The organism is Myxococcus qinghaiensis (genome assembly GCF_024198215.1).
Lineage (GTDB): Bacteria > Myxococcota > Myxococcia > Myxococcales > Myxococcaceae > Myxococcus > Myxococcus qinghaiensis.
The window spans coordinates 44,183-64,032 of record NZ_JAKCFA010000015.1 but is presented as its reverse complement, the minus strand read 5'-3'; the positions used below and the strand labels follow the sequence as shown (position 1 = coordinate 64,032).

Annotated in this window: 15 protein-coding genes; 8 read left to right on the top strand and 7 right to left on the bottom strand. The window is 69.5% G+C overall.

Annotated elements, in window-relative coordinates; all coding sequences use genetic code 11:
• Positions 1-7 precede the first annotated feature (7 nt).
• Positions 8-5,521 carry a DNA repair ATPase gene (locus LZ199_RS26790; protein WP_253996606.1) on the top strand — a complete coding sequence of 1,838 codons (5,514 nt, stop codon included), beginning with the start codon at positions 8-10 and terminating at the stop codon, positions 5,519-5,521.
• A 69-nt stretch (positions 5,522-5,590) separates the two neighbouring features.
• Here the strand turns inward: LZ199_RS26790 and LZ199_RS26785 are convergent, their stop codons facing one another.
• Complete coding sequence (locus LZ199_RS26785; RefSeq protein ID WP_407667251.1) at positions 5,591-6,289, bottom strand: expansin EXLX1 family cellulose-binding protein; 699 nt, start codon at positions 6,287-6,289, stop codon at positions 5,591-5,593.
• Between the two features lie 127 nt (positions 6,290-6,416).
• On the opposite strand from LZ199_RS26785, the gene LZ199_RS26780 reads away from it, so the two are divergent.
• Positions 6,417-7,025 carry a hypothetical protein gene (locus LZ199_RS26780; RefSeq protein ID WP_253996604.1) on the top strand — a complete coding sequence of 203 codons (609 nt, stop codon included), beginning with the start codon at positions 6,417-6,419 and terminating at the stop codon, positions 7,023-7,025.
• A gap of 92 nt (positions 7,026-7,117) precedes the next feature.
• On the opposite strand, the gene LZ199_RS26775 is transcribed toward LZ199_RS26780, so the two are convergent.
• Complete coding sequence (locus LZ199_RS26775; RefSeq protein ID WP_253996603.1) at positions 7,118-8,974, bottom strand: vWA domain-containing protein; 1,857 nt, start codon at positions 8,972-8,974, stop codon at positions 7,118-7,120.
• Positions 8,975-9,072: 98 nt separating this feature from the next.
• Between LZ199_RS26775 and LZ199_RS26770 the strand changes: the two genes are divergently transcribed.
• Positions 9,073-9,561: a VOC family protein gene (locus LZ199_RS26770; RefSeq protein ID WP_176437423.1), complete on the top strand. Its 489-nt coding sequence runs from the start codon at positions 9,073-9,075 to the stop codon at positions 9,559-9,561.
• On the opposite strand, the gene LZ199_RS26765 is transcribed toward LZ199_RS26770, so the two are convergent.
• The gene (locus LZ199_RS26765) at positions 9,555-10,616 is read right to left on the bottom strand and encodes a heparan-alpha-glucosaminide N-acetyltransferase domain-containing protein (protein WP_253996602.1); all 1,062 of its coding nucleotides are present in this window, start codon (positions 10,614-10,616) and stop codon (positions 9,555-9,557) included. The genes LZ199_RS26770 and LZ199_RS26765 overlap by 7 nt on opposite strands.
• Before the next feature lie 290 nt (positions 10,617-10,906).
• On the opposite strand from LZ199_RS26765, the gene LZ199_RS26760 reads away from it, so the two are divergent.
• Positions 10,907-11,947, top strand: a complete 1,041-nt coding sequence (locus LZ199_RS26760; protein WP_253996601.1) for a pirin family protein — start codon at positions 10,907-10,909, stop codon at positions 11,945-11,947.
• 222 nt (positions 11,948-12,169) lie between these two features.
• The gene (locus LZ199_RS26755) at positions 12,170-13,525 is read left to right on the top strand and encodes an MFS transporter (RefSeq protein ID WP_323389875.1); all 1,356 of its coding nucleotides are present in this window, start codon (positions 12,170-12,172) and stop codon (positions 13,523-13,525) included.
• 49 nt (positions 13,526-13,574) lie between these two features.
• Here LZ199_RS26755 and LZ199_RS26750 read toward each other — a convergent pair whose 3' ends face one another.
• Entirely contained in the window at positions 13,575-14,765 is a 1,191-nt protein-coding gene (locus tag LZ199_RS26750; RefSeq protein ID WP_253996600.1) for a hypothetical protein, read from the bottom strand.
• Between the two features lie 362 nt (positions 14,766-15,127).
• Here LZ199_RS26750 and LZ199_RS26745 point away from each other — a divergent pair, with 362 nt between their 5' ends.
• Entirely contained in the window at positions 15,128-15,463 is a 336-nt protein-coding gene (locus LZ199_RS26745) for a hypothetical protein (protein WP_253996599.1), read from the top strand.
• A 135-nt stretch (positions 15,464-15,598) separates the two neighbouring features.
• On the opposite strand, the gene LZ199_RS26740 is transcribed toward LZ199_RS26745, so the two are convergent.
• Positions 15,599-16,054 carry a hypothetical protein gene (locus tag LZ199_RS26740; protein WP_253996598.1) on the bottom strand — a complete coding sequence of 152 codons (456 nt, stop codon included), beginning with the start codon at positions 16,052-16,054 and terminating at the stop codon, positions 15,599-15,601.
• A 249-nt stretch (positions 16,055-16,303) separates the two neighbouring features.
• Here LZ199_RS26740 and LZ199_RS26735 point away from each other — a divergent pair, with 249 nt between their 5' ends.
• Together LZ199_RS26735 and LZ199_RS26730 are read left to right on the top strand one after the other, a co-directional pair.
• A complete protein-coding gene (locus tag LZ199_RS26735) occupies positions 16,304-16,711 on the top strand; it encodes a DUF1801 domain-containing protein (RefSeq protein ID WP_253996597.1) in 408 nt (135 codons plus the stop codon).
• 84 nt (positions 16,712-16,795) lie between these two features.
• Complete coding sequence (locus LZ199_RS26730) at positions 16,796-17,281, top strand: outer membrane protein assembly factor BamB family protein (RefSeq protein ID WP_253996596.1); 486 nt, start codon at positions 16,796-16,798, stop codon at positions 17,279-17,281.
• A 58-nt stretch (positions 17,282-17,339) separates the two neighbouring features.
• On the opposite strand, the gene LZ199_RS26725 is transcribed toward LZ199_RS26730, so the two are convergent.
• Positions 17,340-18,107: a hypothetical protein gene (locus LZ199_RS26725; protein ID WP_253996595.1), complete on the bottom strand. Its 768-nt coding sequence runs from the start codon at positions 18,105-18,107 to the stop codon at positions 17,340-17,342.
• Positions 18,108-18,122: 15 nt separating this feature from the next.
• On the bottom strand, positions 18,123-19,829 hold the full coding sequence (locus LZ199_RS26720) for a hypothetical protein (protein ID WP_253996594.1): 1,707 nt from the start codon (positions 19,827-19,829) through the stop codon (positions 18,123-18,125).
• Positions 19,830-19,850 lie beyond the last annotated feature (21 nt).

Here is a 19,850-nt window from a genome sequence, read left to right as displayed (position 1 = left end):
AGCACTCATGGCAACTGACGGTGGCAAGGGCGCGGCGCCCACGGGCGAGACGGCGCTAGAGGGGGGCAGCTACGAGGTCATCCGGACGCGTCTGCTGGCCCAGGCGGACGTGCTGGGCGCGAAGGCGAACGACCTCAATGCGCGGCGCAAGGCGTTCTTCGGCGGCTCGGAGCTGGCGGTCACCGGCAACGAGCGGGTGCGCACCGAGAACAACTGCGTGGCGCGCGACATCGTCAGCGTCGGCAAGTATCTGCTCTTCGGCTACAACGTCTTCATCGGGCTGAAGAAGGAGACGTCCGTCGCGGATGTCTTCTCGCTGCACCGCTTCGAGAAGACGGCCGACGGGTTTGATTTGTCCGCCGTGCCGCACACGGAGGCGGGCGGCTTCCTGGCGGACCCGCGCTTCATCAAGGACTTCAGCGAGCTGTACCGGTACTACAAGGACGCGAAGCTCCTGCAGCTGCGGCGCAGGGACGCGCGCCTGCTGGCCGTCTTCCAGACGGGCCAGACGGCTCGTGACTTGAAGGTGTTCCGCTTCAACCTGGACACCGAGGGTCGCGCCACCTACGTGGACAACCAGGGCGAGAAGGACCACGTCTTCCCGCCGTCCCACGACTTCGAGTGGACGGTGGCCACGCGCGAGAACTACGTGCTGGGCCAGCACCCGCACGTCAACGTGCTGGACCAGGTGTTCGTGGAGACGGTGAAGGGCGACCTCACCGTCAAGGTGGAGAACAACACCTCGTCTGGCCTGGGCATCTACAGCGAGCCCGTGGAGGACGCGAACCAGTCGCTGGACGACGCGCGGTTCGCCTGGGCCCAGGTGGGCACGCTCATCCTCCTCCGCGTGCTGCCCTTCCGCGAGAAGGCCCAGCGCTACCTGGTGTTCAACTCGCGCACGCAGCACGTGGTGCGCATCGACGCCATCGGTCAGGCCTGCATCCGGCTGCCCGAGGACCAGGGCATCATCTTCCCCGGCGGGTACTACCTCCAGACGGGCGACTACAAGGTCTTCGACGGTGACGCCACCGGCTCGGGGATGGAGTTCAAGCACGTCATCAAGTCGCCCAATGGCGAGGACGTGCTCTACATCTTCCATCAGCGCGAGGAAGGCCGGTACCTGCTCTTCCCGTACAACCTGGTGCGCAAGGAGGTGCAGAACCCGCTGGTGTGCAACGGCTACAGCCTCTTCGCGGACGGCGGACTGGTGGTGTTCCGCGAGACGTCGCAGGAGCCCACGCGCGTGCACCCGATGCAGGTGTGGCAGACGCCCTTCGTCTCAGACGAGCACGCGGCGTCGGTGCCGGCTGCGCCCGGCTACCTGGGCAAGGTGGGCAACGCGGAGCTGGTGCGAGGCATCTCCGATTCGCTGACGCTCCAGCGCATCGCGAAGACGGAGAAGCCCAACCGCCGCACGTACGAGGACCTGGTCGCCGCCGCCACGCGCGCGCTGGATGCGTACTACTGGCTGGGCCACGCGGAGACGGGCCTGCAGGAGCCGGTGGAGCTGCTGCGCAAGACCTCCGAGCTCATCATCGATGAGTTCGAGAAGGTGCTCGCCCTCCAGAAGCGCGCGTCCGAGTCGCTGGCGGAGGCGGAGAAGGCGCAGACGAAATTGTTGGGACGCGTGCAGCCGGAGCTGCTGACCTCGGCCGAGGAGTTCATGCACGTGCTGGCGGAGCTGCGTCAGCAGCGCGGGCACCTGATTACCCTGAAGGACATCCGCTACATGGACCTGGGGCGCGTGGACGCCCTGGAGAAGGCGGTGGTGGAGGCGTCCGACAACACCAGCTCCGGCTGCGTGGACTTCCTCCAGAAGGGTGAGGCGCTGCAGCCCCTGGCCGCGCGCCTGGACGAGCTGCTCGCGAAGCTGGAGCCGGTGAAGACCACGGTGGAGCTGGCGCCGCTGGGCGAGGATATCGAGAAGACGGCGCAGGGCCTCACGGTGCTGGGCGAAGTCGTGGGTGGGCTCCAGGTGGGAGACCCGCTGGCGCGCGCCCGCATCCTGGAGGGCATCTCCGAGCTGTTCGGTCGGCTCAACCGCGTGCGCGCGAGCCTCGCCGCCAAGCGCAAGGAGCTGTCCAGCCGGGAGAAGCGCGCGGAGTTCGGCGCCCAGTTCAAGCTGTTGGGGCAGGCGATTGAGAACGCGCTGGCCCAGGCGGACCTGCCGGAGAAGTGCGACGAGGGGCTGTCGCGCCTCACGGTGCAGTTGGAGGAGCTGGAAGGGCGCTTCGGCGAGTTCGACGAGTTCCTGGGGCAGATCACCCAGAAGCGCGAGGAGCTGCTGGAGGCGTTCGGCGCCCGCAAGCAGACGCTGGTGGACGAGCGGCAGCGCCGGGCGCAGAGCCTCTTCGGCGCGGCGGAGCGCATCCTCCAGGGCGTGCAGCGCCGCTCCAAGTCGTTCAAGTCGGACGACGAGCTGAACGGGTACTTCGCCACCGACGCGATGATCCTCAAGCTGCGGCAGCTCTCCGAGCAGCTCCTGGGACTCCAGGACAGCGTGCGCTCGGACGAGGTGCTGTCGCGGCTCAAGTCCGCCAAGCAGGACGCGCTGCGGGCGCTGCGCGACAAGCAGGACCTGTTCGCGGACGGCGATTCGCTCATCAAGCTGGGCACCTACCGGTTCAACGTCAACACGCAGCCGCTCGACTTGACGCTGGTGCCGCGCGACGGCGCGCTCTACCTCCAGCTCACCGGCTCCGACTACGCGCAGAAGCTGGAGGACCCGGAGCTGCTCAAGCACCAGGGCCTCTGGGAGCAGCACCTGGTCTCCGAGACGCGGGACGTGTACCGCGTGGAGTACCTGGCCTCCTGCATCCTCTCCGACGCGGAGGACGGCAAGGGCGGGCTGACGCTGTCCGCGCTGCACGAGGCGGTCATCGCCGGCACGCTGCTGGAGAAGGTGCGCGCCTACGCGGCGGACCGCTTCGACGAGGGCTACGAGCGCGGCGTGCATGACGTGGACGCGGCGGCGGTGCTGGAGAAGCTCCTGACGCTGCACCAGGGCGCGGGCCTGCTGCGCTTCGCGCCGGTGCCTCGGGCGTGGGCCTCGCTGTACTGGGCCTTCGACACCGAGGAGGCCGCGCGGACGCTGCTGCACCGTCGGGCGCGGAGCCTGGCGCGGCTGCGGCAGACGTTCTCCTCCGTGGGCAGCCTGTCCGAGCTGGGGCTCGCGCTGGGCGAGGCCGTGGAGGCGTTCCTCAAGGCGCAGGGGCTCGCGCACTCGCCCGCGGAGGCGCGCCAGGCCGGGCGCTACCTGGTGGAAGAGCTGGCCGTGGACCGGCCCCGCTTCACCACGAGCGGCGAGGCGGTGGTGCTGCGCGACGCGTTCCTGGCGCAGTTGGAGCGGCAGGGTACGCGGACGGCTTTCGAGGAGGACCTGCGCGGGCTGGAGAAGGACCTGTCCTCGCGGCTGCTCATCGCCAAGGCGTGGGTGGAGGCCTATCTGGCCCAGCGCGAAGGGGGCCCCGGTGACGCGGGCTACTTCGCCCTGGAGACGGCGGTGCTGCTGCTCACCGAGCGCAAGCTGGACCGCGAGCCCGCGGGCGCGCTGACGGCGGCCGAGGTGACGGGCCTGTTGGGCAGCCACCCGCGTGTGCACGACCGGAAGCTGTCCTTGCGCCTGGACGAGTTCCTGGCGCGCCTGGGCGAGTTCCGTCAGCTCCGCGTGCCGCAATACCAGACGTACCGGGGGCTGCTGCGCGACTTGCTGGAGCGCGAGCGCCGCAAGCTGCGCCTGGAGGAGCTGACGCCGAAGGTGCTGTCGTCGTTCGTGCGCAACCGCCTTATCGACGAGGTGTACCTGCCGCTCATCGGCGCCAACCTGGCCAAGCAGCTGGGCGCGGCGGGCGAGGGCAAGCGCACGGACCGCATGGGCATGCTGCTGCTCATGTCGCCGCCGGGCTACGGCAAGACGACGCTGATGGAGTACGTGGCGAGCCGGCTGGGCCTCACCTTCGTCAAGGTGAACGGCCCCGCGCTGGGTCACTCGGTGAAGTCGTTGGACCCGGCGGAGGCGCCCAACGCCACGTCGCGGCAGGAGGTGGAGCGCATCAACCTGTCCTTCGAGATGGGCAACAACGTGATGCTCTACCTCGACGACATCCAGCACACGGACCCGGAGCTGCTCCAGAAGTTCATCTCGCTCTGCGACGGCCAGCGCCGTGTCGAGGGCGTGTGGAACGGCCGGACGCGCACCTATGACCTGCGCGGCAAGAAGTTCTGCGTGGTCATGGCAGGCAATCCCTACACGGAGACGGGTGAGCGCTTCCGCATTCCGGACATGCTCGCCAACCGCGCGGACACCTACAACCTGGGTGAGATTCTCGACGGGAAGGAGCACCTGTTCGCGCTGAGCTATCTGGAGAACGCGCTGACCTCCAACCCGGTGACGGCGCCTCTGGCCACGCGCGACGCGGCGGACACGCACCGACTGCTGCGCATGGCGCAGGGCGAGGAGGTGCCCGCGGGCGAGCTGAAGCACGGCTACGCGGCGGCGGAGCTGCAGGAGATCATCGCCATCTTCCAGCGGATGTTCCGGGTGCAGTCGGTGCTGCTGAAGGTGAACATGCAGTACATCGCCTCGGCGGCGCAGGACGAGCGCTTCCGCGCGGAGCCCGCCTTCAAGCTCCAGGGCTCCTACCGCAACATGAACAAGCTGTCGGAGAAGCTCGTCGCGGCCATGACGGACGCGGAGCTGGAGCGGCTCATCGACGACCACTACCAGGGCGAGTCCCAGACGCTCACCACCGCGGCGGAGCAGAACCTGCTCAAGCTGGCGGAGATGCGCGGTCGCCTGACGCCGGAGAAGGCGAAGCGGTGGGAGGACATCAAGCAGGGCTTCGCGCGCGTCAAGCGCATGGGGGGCAAGGAGGACGACCCCGTGGCGCGTGTCACCGGCCAGCTCAGCGGCATCGAGGAGCAGCTGGGCGCGGTGCGCGACGCGGTGGTGCAGGCGGCCACCCAGGTGCAGCAGGGCTCGGCGGACCGGAACGAGGACCCCACGGCGGAGGCGCTGCCGTACCTGGAGGCCCTGCGCGACGCGGTGCTGGAAGTGGCGAAGGTGGGGCGCGAGGTGAAGGACACGCCGCCGCCGCTGCCTCCTGCTCCGCTCGCGCAGACGCCGGACCTGTCGCCGTACCTCAAGCACCTGGCCCAGCTCCTCAAGGCGCTCACCGAACGCGTGGCGACCGCCTCCCAGGCGCCCGTCGTCCAGCAGGCGCCGGCCCAGGACTTCGGGCCGTACATGGAGCAGCTCTCCCGGGCGCTCGCCGCGCTGGCGGACCGGCCGGTGAACGTGTCGGCGCAGATGCCCGCGGAGGCGCTCCAGCGGGCCGCCGTGGCCGGGCCGTCACCGGCGGAGCTGAGCCGGCAGATTGAGCTGGTGGAGGGCGTGCTGCTGCCCCTGGAGCGGGCCTCCCGTCGCGCCGTGCAGGGCGAGGGGGAGAACGTGAAGTCGCTCCAGGTCTGGCAGAACGTCACCGAGGCGCTGGAGCTGCTGCGCTCCATGCTGCGTCGGTAGTCGCTCGGACCTTTCGAGGCCGGGGCTCGGCGGTGTGTCGAGCCTCGGCCTTCCAGAAGGAGGTCCGGGTCAGCGGAACTGGGCGGAGCCCTCGAAGGTGTCGTCGTCCAGGACGCGGGGCAGGGTGTCCTCCACCTGCTCTCCGGTGGTCGACGTCACGCGCACGGTGAAGGAACCTTCGCCCATGCCGCTGTCGTTGACGAAGTAGTTGTAGTCCTGGCGCGGGACGTCCTTCCACGCGCCGTCGCCGCGACGCCACTCCAGCTTGGAGATGGGCACGCGGTGGTTGCGCACCTGGATGGCGGTCCACCACGGGTTGCTGCCGTTCTTGAAGTGGTACTCCAGGCCGCCGGCCACGTCGCAGGAGACCACCTTCCAGGTGATGTCCACGCGGCCCAGGCGCATCTCGGCAATCTTGGCGAAGGCCTCGCGGCTCAGGTCCAGGTGGCCGGCCTCGCACTCAGGACAGCGGTCCACGATTCGCACCCGCACGTTGCCGCTGGGGCCCTGGACGTCAATGCACTGGCCACACGCGGCGCTGTCGGCGTACTGCGGGGTGTTCATCGCGGCCACCATCAAGTCGTTGGGGCTGGCGTCGTAGCTGCAGTTCCCCGCGCCCGTCGCGTCGTAGTACGTCGCGATGCCTTTCTGCTCCTCTCCAAGCGGCACGCCTCCGCCGCTGGGGTCATCACTGCATCCGCCACACGCGAGGAAGAGCGTGGCCATGGGAACGAGCAGACGTCGGGAGGGCAGGTGGGATGGGCGCATACGCCCCGAAGGATACCGCAACGCGTCCACGAGGTGCCTGCCCTCCTTGCACGGAAATGTCCATGCAATGACTTGCAGGACTGTTAGCGTGCCGCCGCTTTCAAACGAACATGGGGGTCGTCACGTCATGAAATTCTTCAGACGCGCTGTCTGTCTTTGTGCGGCGGTGGTCCTCCCGGCGTGTGGTGGCGAGGAGCCCGCGGGCGGGATGGAGGAGGGGGCCGGCACCCGGGAGTCGGCGCTGGTGGCCGCGGTGTCCCGAGGCTGCACCTTCGAGCTCACCTCCGCGGTGCGGACGGGCACGGTGCCGCCCATCCACGACATCACCTTGTCCCGGCTCGCGACGGAGTCGTGCCGCTGGCCCGCGGCGAGTGTGTGGGTAGGCAGCTCCGTCATCGTCACTCCCAGCCTGGCGCTGGCGGCCAATGACCTGGGCGTGGCCGTGGGGTACACCATGAAGAACAACTACAGCGGCAGCTCGCCCGTGACGGTGGGCCTTCGGCACGTGGACCCGGAGCTGATGACCGTGGTGCGGACCTCCGGCCTCGCGGTGTACCTGGGCACTGGAAGTGTCTTCCTGTCCTATCTGAGCATCCAGACGGATGGCACGACGCTGACGGTGGGTGGGTCGAAGTCGGGCCGCATCGGCGGGGAGACGGGCACTGGCGGCAACTACGTGGCCACCTTCCCGGACTTCTTCACCAGCACCACTGCGCCCACCGTCGTCGCGTACTGAGCGCGTCCCTCGGACCCGCCCGAAAAATAATGGGGTGGAAGGCGCCCCCCGGGCCTTCCACCCCATTCCCCCTGCAACCTGCTTGGGCCTGCCTACTCGCCGCGGGCGGACGCGCCGGACAGCGCGCGGGCCTGCGACACCAGCTTCACGAACTCGTTGCGGTCAGCGTCTCCAGCGGCGGCGCCCTCGGCGAGCTTCTGCGCAGTGGCCAGGCTCCAGGCCTCGGCGGCCGGGTTGCCCCGGAGGATGTCCGCGGTGGAGGCGACGGCCAGGGCGAAGCGGAAGTCAGGCGAGGAGGCCTCCACCGAAGCGCGCAGCAGCGAGCGCTCGAAGGGGAAGGACTGCTCGGCGGCCTCGGTGCCGTTGGGCGCCTTGGCGCGCACTCGCACGGTAGCGAGCGACTCCTTCGAGTCCTTCACCAGCTCCACCTCGTACAGCGCGGTGACGTTGTGGCCCGCGCCAATCTCACCCGCGTCCACCTTGTCGTTGCGGAAGTCGTTGTCCGCCACGTCCCGGTTCTCGTAGCCCATCAGCCGGTAGCGGCGCACGGCGGCGGGGTTGAACTCCACCTGGAGCTTCACGTCCTTGGCGATGACCTCCAGCGTGCCGGTGAGCTGCGTCTCGAAGACCTTCTTCGCCTCCTTGTAGCTGTCCACGTAGAAGCAGTTGCCGTTACCCTTGTCCGCGAGCTTCTCCATCATGTCGTCGCGGTAGTTGCCCATGCCGAAGCCCACGGCGGTGAGGGTGACGCCCTCGGCCACGTACTTGTGGATGCTCTCCAGCATGGCCTGCGGGCTCAGCGTGGGGCCGATGTTGGCGTCGCCGTCGGTGAGGACGATGACGCGGGAGACGACCTTGCCGGAGGCCTTCTTCACCGCGTGCTTGTAGGCCAGCTCCATGCCGGTGCCCATCGCGGTGCCACCACCGGACTGGAGCGTGTCCAGCGCGGCGTGGATGGTCTTCACGTCCGTGGCCGGCGTCGGCGTCAGCACCTCACGCGTGGAGCCCGCGTAGGTGACGATGGCCACCGTGTCGTTCTCGTTGAGGTTCTTCACGGCGATCTTGATGGCCTCCTTGGCGAGCGGAAGCTTGTCCTGCGACGCCATGGAGCCGCTGGTGTCGACGAGGAACACCAGGTGCGCCGGCTTGCGCTGCGAGCGCGAGACGACCTTGCCCTGCACGCCCACGCGCACGAAGTGGCGCTTGGAGTCGAAGGGCGACGGCGCGGCCTCCAGGTGCACCGTGAAGGCGCCCGTCTCCGGCGGGGTGTAGCGGTACTTGAAGTAGTTGACGAACTCCTCGACGCGCACGGCGGAGGAGGGCGGCAGGTTGCCGTTCTGGAGGTAGCGGCGGGCCACCGTGTACGACGCGGTGTCGACGTCCGCGGCGAACGTGGACAGCGGGTCCTTGCTCGTCTCGGTGAAGGTGTTGGGCTTCCAGGCCTCGAAGGTGTTGCCCTGCTGCGGGCCACCGGTGTCGGACCCGTCCACGTCCTTCTCCGTGGGGATGGCGGCGATCTTCTTGGGGCTCATCGTCGGGGCCCGCCTGGCCATCTCCCCCTCCTGCACCCTGCCGACGACGCCACCGGCCACCGCGCCGCCTCCCTTCATGCTGGAGGGGCCAGCCACGGCCATCATCGGCTCGGGGGCGGGCGCCTCACGCAGCTCCGCTTCGATTCCTCGCGGCGCCTTCAGGGCCCGGTCGTCACGGGACGGCTCGGACTCGGTCTTCGCCCTGGCGTCGCCCCCCTCGTCCGCGGCGAAGTCCTGGGGCGCGGCGCTCGGAGGCGGGGACGGCCGGACGGCGGCCTGCGTGGCGGGGCGCGCTTCGGCGGTCGTCAGTCCCTGCTTCTCGGTCGGAGCCGAGGAGGAGCAGGCCGGCAGGACACAGGCGACGAGCAGGGCACTTCCCCACTGGGTCAAACGGCGCTTCAGGAAGGTCTGGGACATGTGTTCTCCGGGGGACGGAATCAACAGGCGCCGCATCGAAACGCACGACCTGACAAATGGGTCTATTCCCGCGATTTTTCCCGGTAGGTTCCAGGTCCATGCAGACCTCGAGACCCTTCCGAATCCTGGGCATCCAGCAGATCGCCATCGGCGGCGCCGACAAGGCCCCGCTCCGCAAGCTCTGGGTGGACCTGCTGGGCCTGACGCCTCACGGCACGTACCGCAGCGAGCGGGAGAACGTGGACGAGGACATCGTCACCGCCGGCGCGGGGCCCTTCAAGGTGGAGGTGGACCTGATGCAGCCCGTCAATCCGGAGGGCAAGCCCCGGGTCCACGAGACGCCCCTCAACCACGTGGGCCTGTGGGTGGATGACCTGCCCGTCGCGGTGAAGTGGCTGGAGGCGCAGGGCCTGCGCTTCGCGCCCGGGGGCATCCGCAAGGGCGCCGCGGGCTTCGACATCTGCTTCGTGCACCCCAAGGGCAACGAGCAGTTCCCCTACGGTGGCGAGGGCGTGCTGATTGAGCTGGTCCAGGCCCCGCCGGAGGTCATCTCCGCGTTCGAGCGCCTCTCCACCGACGCTCACTGAGAGACGGCCGGGCGCTGCCTCCTGCCCAGGCGCTGGAGCGCCGTCCGCGCGAGGTGCTCCAGCCGGTCCCACGCCAGGCACAACAGCCACGTGGCGACGATGAGCGCCGCGGTGAGCAGCCAGTACTGGCCCCAGCCGCTGCGGTCTCCCCAGAAGCGCTGGAACGAGAAGACGCCCCCAATCCGGTAGAACAGCAGCATCTCGTGGAAGAAGTAGGCGGAGAGCGACGACGTCCCGAAGACCTCGATGAACCGCCGCAGCCGCGAGGGCGCATGGTCCCCCGCCACCCGGGCCTCCAGCGCCATCAGCCCCAGCAGCACGGCGCAGACCCACGCGAAGCGGGCCGCCGAGTTCGACGGGTTGGAGACGAAGAAGCGGTGGTGCGGGTAGAGCTGGAAGAGGAAGTCACCCGACGCCGCGGCGATGGCGCCCACGGTGACGAGCATGAGCAGCGCCACGGCCAGCGGACGCCGGCCCCACGCGCCCGCGAGGCTTCCGGCGAACGCGCCCAGCCACGCGAAGCCCATCCACGGCAGCAGGGGGAAGGGCGCGAAGGAGGACTTGTTGGTGAGCGTGGCCCAGGGCTCGGGCACGTGCTCACCCAGGGGCGCCACGGCGAAGACGACGAAGGCCAGTGTCAGGCTCAGCCCCGCGAGCCCACGAGGCCTCGTGGCCAGCGCGGCGACCACGGGCAGCATGAGCAGCAGGCACAGGCCCACGCACTGGAGGATGTCCATGCGGAAGAGCCACTTCGGCTCGCTCAGCAGGGGGAACCACGCCCAGTTGACCAGGGATGCGACGAGGAGGACCTCGCAGGTGCGGCGGAAGTTCTTGGGCACGCGCTCGCGCAGGCGTCCGCTGGCGGCGCTGCGCACCATGACGAGCGCGAGCGCGAAGCCCGCGGAGAAGATGAACGCGGGGGCGACCAGCCCGTCCACCTTGAGCAGGCGGCCCACCCAGACGCTCTTGCGCAGCTCCGGGGTGAGCAGCGCCAGCGCGTGCGTCTGGACCATGAACAGCACGGCGATGCCGCGCAGCCAGTCGATGGCGCGCACTCGCTCTTGGGAGACGGGGAGGGACGGAGAGGGGCTCAAGGCGGGCGCACCCTACGGCAAGTCCGGGCCCGCGTGTATGGGGAGGAGGGATGAGCGGGCTGGCGGGCCCCTGGGCATGAAAGGATGCGCCCCGTCCATGCGAGGATTACAGCCTGGAGCCGGCGTCATGCGTGAGGTGGCCCTTGGGTGATGAGGTCAGTCGGAGAGCGGCGCTGAAGGTGCTCGCGGTGGCGGGGGCCACGTCGGCCGCGAGCTGCTCGAGGAGCAGCGGAAAGTCAGAGGAGCAGGGGATGAGTCAGCAGCAGGGAAGTGAGCAACCCGCCGTCATGGCCCTGAGCCCGCTCAGGGGGATGCCCTGGCCCACGCCAGACCCCTTCCTGTTCTGCGTGCACCACGTGGACGCCTACCCGACGGGCAACGAGCGGATGGGGCCCACCGTGTCGCTCGCGGGTCGCCAGCTCGGCCAGGACTTCGACGGCCGGGACGGCTGGAACATGTATCACGGCACCGTCGTCCCCGGCTTCCCGCAGCACCCGCACCGGGGCTTCGAGACGGTGACCATCGTCCGCAGCGGGCTGTTGGACCACTCGGACTCGCTGGGCGCGGCGGCGCGCTTCGGCGGCGGGGACGTGCAGTGGCTCACGGCGGGCAGCGGCGTGCTCCACTCGGAGATGTTCCCGCTCCTGAAGAAGGACCAGCCCAACCCGGTGGAGCTGTTTCAAATCTGGCTCAACCTGCCGAGCGTCGACAAGCTGGTGACGCCGCACTTCTCCATGCTGTGGAACCACGTCATCCCCCGGCACGTCGCGCGGGACGATGCGGGGCGCACCACCGAAGTCACCCTCGTCGCCGGAACGCTGGGCGACGTGAAGGCCCCACCGCCGCCTCCCAAGTCCTGGGCCGCGCGGGCGGACACGGACGTGGCCATCTGGACGCTGAAGCTGGCCCCGGGCGCGCGCTGGACGCTGCCCGCCGCCGCGCGCGGGAGCAATCGCTTCCTGTACTTCTTCAAGGGCTCCGCGCTGAAGGTCGGAGGGCGCGCCATCCCCGCCTCGCATGTCGTGCAGCTCCGCCCGGACGTGGACGCGGTGCTGGAGAACGGCCCCGACGAGACGGAGCTGCTCATGCTCCAGGGGCGGCCCATCGCCGAGCCGGTGGTGCAGCACGGCCCCTTCGTCATGAACTCCCGCCAGGAGATTCAGCAGGCGTTCAGCGACTACCAGCGCACGGGCTTCGGCGGCTGGCCCTGGAAGAGCGACGACCCGGTGCATCCCCGGGAGGAAGGGCGCTTCGCTCGCCACGCGGATGGGAAGCTGGAGCGACCGGCCTGACGAGTCCCTCGCGCCCTGGCCGTCCCCCCGGCGAGCCAGGGTCCGATGCCCGCCTCCCTGGCTCCTTCGGGAGCAGGGGGGCCCCCGGACGGAGTGTCGTCGAGCGTGACAGGCGCTGCGCCACATGTGCATAGAAGAGAGGTGTCCGACTCCCCTGGCTCCTCTCCACCTGGCTCGCCGCCCGCGTCCGCCACCAGAGGCTCCCGGCTCGCGTCGATCGCCGTGGCGAGCGCGCTGTTCATGGAGTTCGTCGACTCCACCGCGCTGTCCACCGCGCTGCCGACGCTGTCCGTGGCCTTCGGCACGGACCCCATCCACCTCAAGCTCGCGCTGACGTCCTACATCCTGGCGCTGGCGGTGCTCGCGCCCGCGAGTGGCTGGATTGCCGACCGCTTCGGTCCCCGCCGCGTCTTCATGCTGGCGATGGGCGTGTTCCTCATCGCCTCCGTGCTGTGCGGCTTCTCCCGCTCACTGCCCCAACTCGTCGCCTTCCGCACGCTCCAGGGCCTGGGGGGCGCGCTGATGACGCCGGTGGGGCGGCTCATCGTGGTGGGCTCGGCGCCCCGGGACAAGCTGGTGTCGGCGCTGAGCTGGTTCACGATGCCCGCGCTGGTGGGGCCGCTCATCGGGCCTCCGTTGGCGGGCCTCATCCTCGGCGTGGCGGACTGGCCGTGGATCTTCTTCATCAACGTCCCCGTGGGCCTCTTGGGCATGCTCGCGGTGTCGCGCTACGTGCCGGAGCTGCCCCAGCCGCACCCGGGCCCGTTCGACTGGCGGGGGTATGCCATCGCCGCGGTGGCCATCACCCTGACGATTGGCGCGGCGGAGACGCTGGGCGTGGGGCTGGTGCCCGTCCACATCCAGATGGGCATGGCGCTGGTGGCCGCGGGCTCGATTGCGCTCTACGTGTCGCACGCGCTGCGGATGAAGAAGCCGGTGTTGGACCTGCGGCTCTTGAAGCTGTCGACGTTCAGGGCCAGCACGGCGGGCGGCGGGCTGGTGCGGATGGGGTTGGGCGCGACGCCGTTCCTCCTGCCCTTGATGCTCCAGGTGGGCCTGGGGTGGGGGCCGTTCGAAGCGGGCCTGGTGACGATTGGCACGGGGCTGGGGGCCATGTCCTGCAAGCCCGTGGCGCCGTGGGTCATCAAGCGGCTGGGCTTCCGGACGACGCTGGTGGGCTCCAACCTGGCGGCGGCGGTGCTGACGGCGCTGCCGGCGCTCTTCCGCAACTCCACGCCCATTCCGCTCATCGTCGCCACGCTGATGGTCAGCGGCTTCGTGCGCTCGCTGCAGTTCACCGCCATCAACGCCGTGGCCTATGCGGACATCCCCCGGGAGAAGATGAGCCAGGCCTCCACGGTGGCGGTGGTGACTCAGCAGATGGCGCTGAGCGTGGGCATCAGCCTGGGCGCGCTCATGCTGCACCTGGCGCGAGGCAGTGGGGACCTGCCGCTGACCCCGGACCGCTTCCTGTTGCCGTTCCTCGCGGTGGGCGTGGTGTCTTCGCTGGCGGGGCCCCTGTTCAGCCGGTTGCCCGAGGACGCGGGCTCGCGCATCGGTGGACGCGCGGCGCGCTGAAAACGCCGCTGCCCGGGCTGGTGGGCCCCGGGCCGCGAGGGTGCTGCTGTTACAGGCCGTCGTGGTAGCAGAAGCCGTAGGAGCGGTCGTACCCGCCACCGGCGCGGCCGTAGCTCATGTAGCCCAGCTCCTCGCCGGGGCCGCAGTTGCTGCGAGCGCGCTCGTAGGCGTAGCAGGTGGCCGTGCCCGTGCGGGCCAGGTCCAGGCACGCGCCGCGCGCGCCCTCGGTGCCGCAGAACTCGGCGTAGCCCACGCTGCACTGCTCGCCAATCTGAGCGGGGTCGAAGTCGAAGCCGAGCGGCTGGAGCACGGACGGCTCGATGCACAGGCCGTAGACGCCGCAGATGGTGCCCGAGGGGCAGCCCGGGTTCGCCGCCATGAAGTCACACGTCTTGAGGCACTGGGCGCTGGCGGAGAGCAGGTCCGTGCAGGTGAAGCCCTGCTCGCAGTCCGTTGAGTCCAGCTCGTACTCGCTCGCGGCCGGGGTGGTGGTGCACGCCTGGCCATGCGTCTTGGTGCCCAGCGCGCGCTCCAGCGTGCCGTCGCTGGCGACGGAGTTGGTGGGCACGCAGGTGGTGTCGGGCAGGTTCGCCGTCAGCGAGCCCTCGCGCGGATCGCACCCTCCGGAGCGCACGGTGTTCCACGTCGCGAAGCGGAGCCACTTGCACTCGCCGCCCGGCACCACGGCGCTGCCCCAGTACGGCGCGTTGAGGGGCGGGGCGTCCACGGACTCTCGGAGCACCATGTTCGCCAGCGCTCCAATCGTCTGCTCGGGTGACACCTTCAGCGCCACGAGCATCGTCCCGGAGTCGGCGACGAAGAGCTTCGTCGTCGGCGCGCCGACGTCCTGGTTGGCGATGACGCAGCGATCACACGTGAAGGTGTTGCCCCCGCCCACGGCCAGGTCATACAGCCCCGGGGCTGTATTCACATCCAGCCGGATGCGCGCCAGGTCCGTCACGGCCGGGTCGCCCAGGCTGTTGAAGGTGCCCCGGTACGTCGGCTGCGGCGCGTACATCACCGGCGTCAGCTCCACGCCGCTGGCCAGCTCTCCCGTGGTGATTTCGGTACAGCCCGGGGGAGGCGTCAGGGATTTGGCCTGCTCCTCGATGGAGCGCACTTCCTCCTGATTCGTCGCGGGCTCCTTCGTCGTGGTGGGCCCACAGCCCACCAGCCCCGCGAGCACCACCGCACCCCAACGCAAACCCTTCACAGACGCATCACCGAGACGGGACGCCATGTTCTCTCCCATGATTGTCAGTCAGGCACTCACGCGTGCCGCCAGCCGGGGAATCCCGGAGGGCCTGGGAGTACTTGCAATCGTGAATCTGATGCGACTCAATTTCGACCGGTGTCGAAGGGGCGCGAGATGACCTTCAAATGACAAGTAGTCCGCCGCACCAGGATTGAACGGGGCGTGTCTGGCGAAGTCGCATCCGTTCTTCAAATTCCAGTCGCCACATGCCTACGGGAAATTCACAAGGACATGGCTGTCCGGACGGGTGTGACGCCACGGGTCGAAGGGGGAGGGCGCATTCCCACACCGAGGCCCGAGAGGGAATGTGCTCTCATTCAGGCTCCCCTTGTGGAAGGAGTGACACCATGAAGCGCACCCTGAGTGGTCTCGCCGTGCTGGCCGCGGGCTTCCTGATGGCGTGTGGCGCGGAGCCCCAACTGCCGTCGGACGAGTCCGCCCCTCCGGCCGTCTTGGAAGGAGCGCCCAGGGATGGCACCGCTGGCGAGGTGTCCGCCCAGGCCTGTGTGCAGCTCTACCGCCCCCGGTACAGCTCCTATTACAACTCGCTCCCCTACAGCGAGGAGGGGTGGGTGGCCTCCTGCTATACGAACGACGACTGCACCACGGAGTGTTTTGGTCCAGGAGGGGATGGGCCGTACGCCTCTCACTCCGATTTCTTCTACTGCACCTACTGCCCCTGACGGGCAGCGGGCCCGCGCGCCATGGAAACGCTCGGCCCCGCCGTCGTCAGCTCCCATCGCAATCCAAAACAACACAAGCGCTGAGGTTGTCCATGAGGCCCGGCGCTCCCCCTGAAGGGAGCCCCTGGCTCATGTCTACTTTGACGCTGGGGTGAGCAGGCTGTTGACGGTGTTGACCACCGCGGCGCCCTGCGCGACGAAGGGCACGGGCAGGGCCGCGACGAATGCCGAGGAGGCGTCGATGGCGGCGCGGGTCTTCTGCGCCGGTGTGGACGCCGGGTTGCTGAACACGCCGTGCGCGTTGGAGGCGGAGGCCACCGCGTTGGCGATGTTCAGCCCAGGCACGAACCGGCCCAGTGTCTTGCCGACGAACGTGGTCGGCATCGAGGTGGGCACCACGCCGCCCGCCAGCTTCGCCACCGCGCGGCCACCGCTCTCGAAGGTGTCCGCCACGCTGACGATGTTGCCCGCCGTGCCAGACAGGCTGCCCACCTTTTCCAGCACCTGCTGTGGCGTCTTCACCGGCGCGGGCGCCGGGTTCTTGTTGCCCACGCTCTTGGCGGCATTGGCCTCGGGCGCGACTGCGTTCATCGTCCTGTCCAACGACTATGACAACAGCGCCCGTCTTCGGTCCGTTGATTCGGCCCATGGTGTCTCTCCGTGGTTGGAATTGCTGCGTACAAAGGGTTTATCGGAGGTGGGATGGAGGAGTTTCGCCCACCTTTCTTCCGGTACGACATCTGACCGATACGGCCGTTTCCGAGGTGATTGCTCGACAGGGCCCGTCCGGCGATGAAGGGTCGGCGCCGTGATTCAACCGTCGGAGAGGAGACACGCGAGATGGCCGCGAAGCGCGCTGTGAAGTCCACGCAAGACTGCTCGACGGAGGTCACCGCGCTCCTCGACGGGCGAGCGCATCCGCTGCGCGAGGACATCGACCAGGTCCGGAAGCTCATCCTCGGTGTCGACCCCTCCATCACCGAGGCGGTGAAGTGGAACACCGCGAGCTTCCGCACCACCGAGTTCTTCGCGGCGGTGCACCTTCGCTCCGAGGACCGCGTGCAGCTCGTCTTCCACACCGGCGCGAAGGTGAAGCAGAGCGCGAAGACTGGCGTCGAGCTCGACGACCCGGAAGGGCTCTGCCGATGGCTCGCGAAAGATCGCTGCCTCGTCACGCTCGAGTCCGTGCGAGGCCAGCGCAAGGCGCTCGAGTCGCTCGTGCGTCAGTGGATTCGACAGGTGGAGTGACCTCCGGGCAAGGACGCAATCCGCACAGGAGTTCGACGAGCGGCACGAGGCTCAGAAGATTTATTCTGTGGTAACGGTGGAGGGATGAACGCACTGCCCCAGCCAAGTGCTCTGCTCGTCACTGCTTTCAATGGCCTGGTCGCCGCCTATGACCGCACGAGTGGCGGCACCACGTGGACCTTCTCTGTTCCTGGCAAGTCAATCCCAGGTGTGCGCCCGCGCCCAACACACGTAGAGGTGCATGACGGGCGGGTGTTCGTGTTCGCGGCCGGCTCAGAGGGTGTGTTGAAGAAGCGCGTCTTCCTCGATGTCCACGCGCTTGACCATGAGAGCGGACACCCGCTTTGGACTCAGCGCGTGGCGGCGGCCCATGCACCGGCCTTCACGGGCGCGGTGGTACTGGTGGAGGCAGGGCAGGTCATCGTCTCCTACCACGAGGTCCTCGCGGCGTTCGCGGCGGATACAGGCCAGCCCCAGTGGACGCGAAGCAGCGAACATGGGGATGGGGGCGTGTACTCGCTCCAACTCCAAATGGCTGTCCAGGGTGGGCGGGGACGGCTTTTGACCTGAACCGCGCTCAGCGCCTTGACCCGCCTGTGGTCAAGGCGCGCGCATCCCGCTTCGACCTCTATGTCTCCCGCCGCACCTCGAGGATGAGGCCTTCCAGCTCCGGCGCCCCCAGGGAGATGAGCTGCTCCAGCTCGCCCCGGACGATGAAGTTCGCCTGGGCGCGGCTGAAGAGCGCCTCACCCACGGGCTCCATGGCGCGCTGGATGTCCATCAGACTCGCCGCGGGCTGGAGCAGGCGCATCCTCACGCCTGACTCCTCGGGATACGTGTCTTCGTCCTCCAGGTTCCCCATGTCCGCGGAGGCAGCCAGGGCCGCGGCCAGGGCGCGCGAGAGCAGCGGCGCGGCGTTGCCCGGGGCCTTCACCCAGGCGCGGATGGAGAGCGACAGCTCGCACCGGCGACGCTCCAGGAAGCCCTCGGCGCGGTCTCCTCTCAGGAAGGCGACCACGGCCTCGTTGGCCACGGCGGGAGCGCGATAGAGACGCAGCGTGCTCGCATCGACCGCGTAGTCATCTCCCCGGCGCAGCGGGTGCCCGGGGGGTGACTCCACCTCGACCACCTGTCCGCGCGCATTCGCCGGGAGCGTGAAGTCCTTCGTCGTCCCGTTGCCCGCCCAGCGGTGCACCTGGGCGAAGTAGGACGGCTGCCGCTGCGCCGTCAGGTCATCACCTTCGGGCAGCGCCAGCTTCAGTCGAGAGGCATAGACCTCGACGAGCGCCTCCGCGTCGGCGGCGGGCCCTCGAGACGGCCCCGTTGAGACCTCCACCGTCTCGGGGACGGCGGGGCGCAGGGCATCGTGGAAGTAGGACTCGATGGCGAGGAGCATGGGGTAGGGGGCTCGCTATCTCGGGAAGAGCGCGTAGGTGTCCCGCCGGGGGATGACCACCTGGAGCGCGGAGAGGGTGATGTCGCCGGCCACGCGCGACTGGACCAGGACCTCCAGCGGCGGCGGACTCCCCGTGCTGCCTCCAGGCGGCGTGAGCGACGCCAGGGCCTTGGCATCCAGCGCGACGGTGCCGTCACTGCCCGCCGTCACCTCCAGCACCTTCGTGCCCCAGCGGAGCTGCAGGCGCGGCGGTGGCGGTGGCGCGGCGGTGAGAGGACGCAGGCGTGGCCGCGCACAGGCCCAGAGTGCCTCCCCGTCCTCTTCCGCTCCCGGAAGACCAGGCTCCCGAGGCAGCCAGGGGCCCATGGCCTCCGTGCGATGCAGCGCGGTGCCAGGCGTCAACGTGCCCGGCGCGGGGGCGGTCTCCGCATGGTCCGTGAGGCTCCAGAGGACATCCCCTTCGTCCACCGTGAGGACGACCCACCACGGGCCCGTTCCAAGCGCGAGCGGCTTGCCAGGCGTGAACGCCACCCAGCGCGCGGCCCACGGTGGCGAGCCCTCCTCCTCCAGCAACAGGGGGATGGAGGCGCCGGCCAGGGGCGCATCGTCGGGCCGGTCATGCACATCCGCGTGGAAGGCGAGGGTGCCCACCACGCGCCGGCTCAGCGGACGCAGGTGGAGATCCAAGGCCGCGAGCGGGCCCATGGCGCGCGTCGAGCGGAAGGCCTGCGCGGCGGAGTACCCGGAGCCGCAGTGGTGGGACAGCGCGGGCAGCGAGGGCGGACGCGGCGCGAGGGGAAGGTCCTCGTCGCGCAGTTGATGTCGCACGTGGAAGCGCACCTCGGAGAGCGCGCGGTCCCTGGGCACGGTGACGCGCGCGGAGACGAGGCTGTCCGTGTCCACCGCCAGCGCCTGGCTCTCCGCGCCGTCGCTCCAGCGCTGGATGACCTCCAGCGTGTCCAGGGCGAGCTGGACGCGGTCGAACATGCCCAGCCCCGACGAGCGCAGCGCCACCGCCACCGCGCCGGACTTGAGGTCCACCGGCCATGCGCGCTGAAGCGCATCACTCAACGCATCCTCCAGCACCAGCTCCTGTCGGGGCAGCAGCGGCAGCGCATGGTGGAAGAACAGCGAGCCCGCGCCCACGCCCACGGTCGCCGTGAGGTCAGGAGGCCGCGCGGGCGCGCGCAGGGCGATGCTCGCCACCTGGGTCGCCGCCAGCGTCTTCGGCGTACCCACGGGAGGGGGCGTGCTGCTCGCCTCCACGAACTCCACCAGCAAGCGGCTGGCGAGGATGCCCGGCAGCGGCGCCACGGCGTTCACCGACACCGTGTCCGACGGCGTCGGGGGATACCAGGCGCCCCCCTCCGCGACGCTCAGTCGCCCCTTCTTCTCCGCCTGCGTGGGTGACGCCGGCAGCCGCACATCCACCGAGGACAGGGGACGCCGCGCCCCCCAGTCCAGGCTGAGCCAGGTGATGGGCTGCCCGGGGTCCAGGACCGTCTGCCCGCCACTGGTGGCCAGCGTGGCGGTGGGCGCCAGGTTCACCGTCACGTCGTCCGACGGCGCGCGGACGGTGAGTGCCGCGCGCACCAGCACCACGCCCGCCGGCACGTCCAGGGCGACGACGAGGCCGGCGGTGTCCACCGGAACCTGTGCGGCCGTGGGAGGCGTGGCCGTCCCGGTATAGGTCAGCGTGGCACCGACGCGCGTATCACTCATGGGGAAGTCCTGACGTCGTGC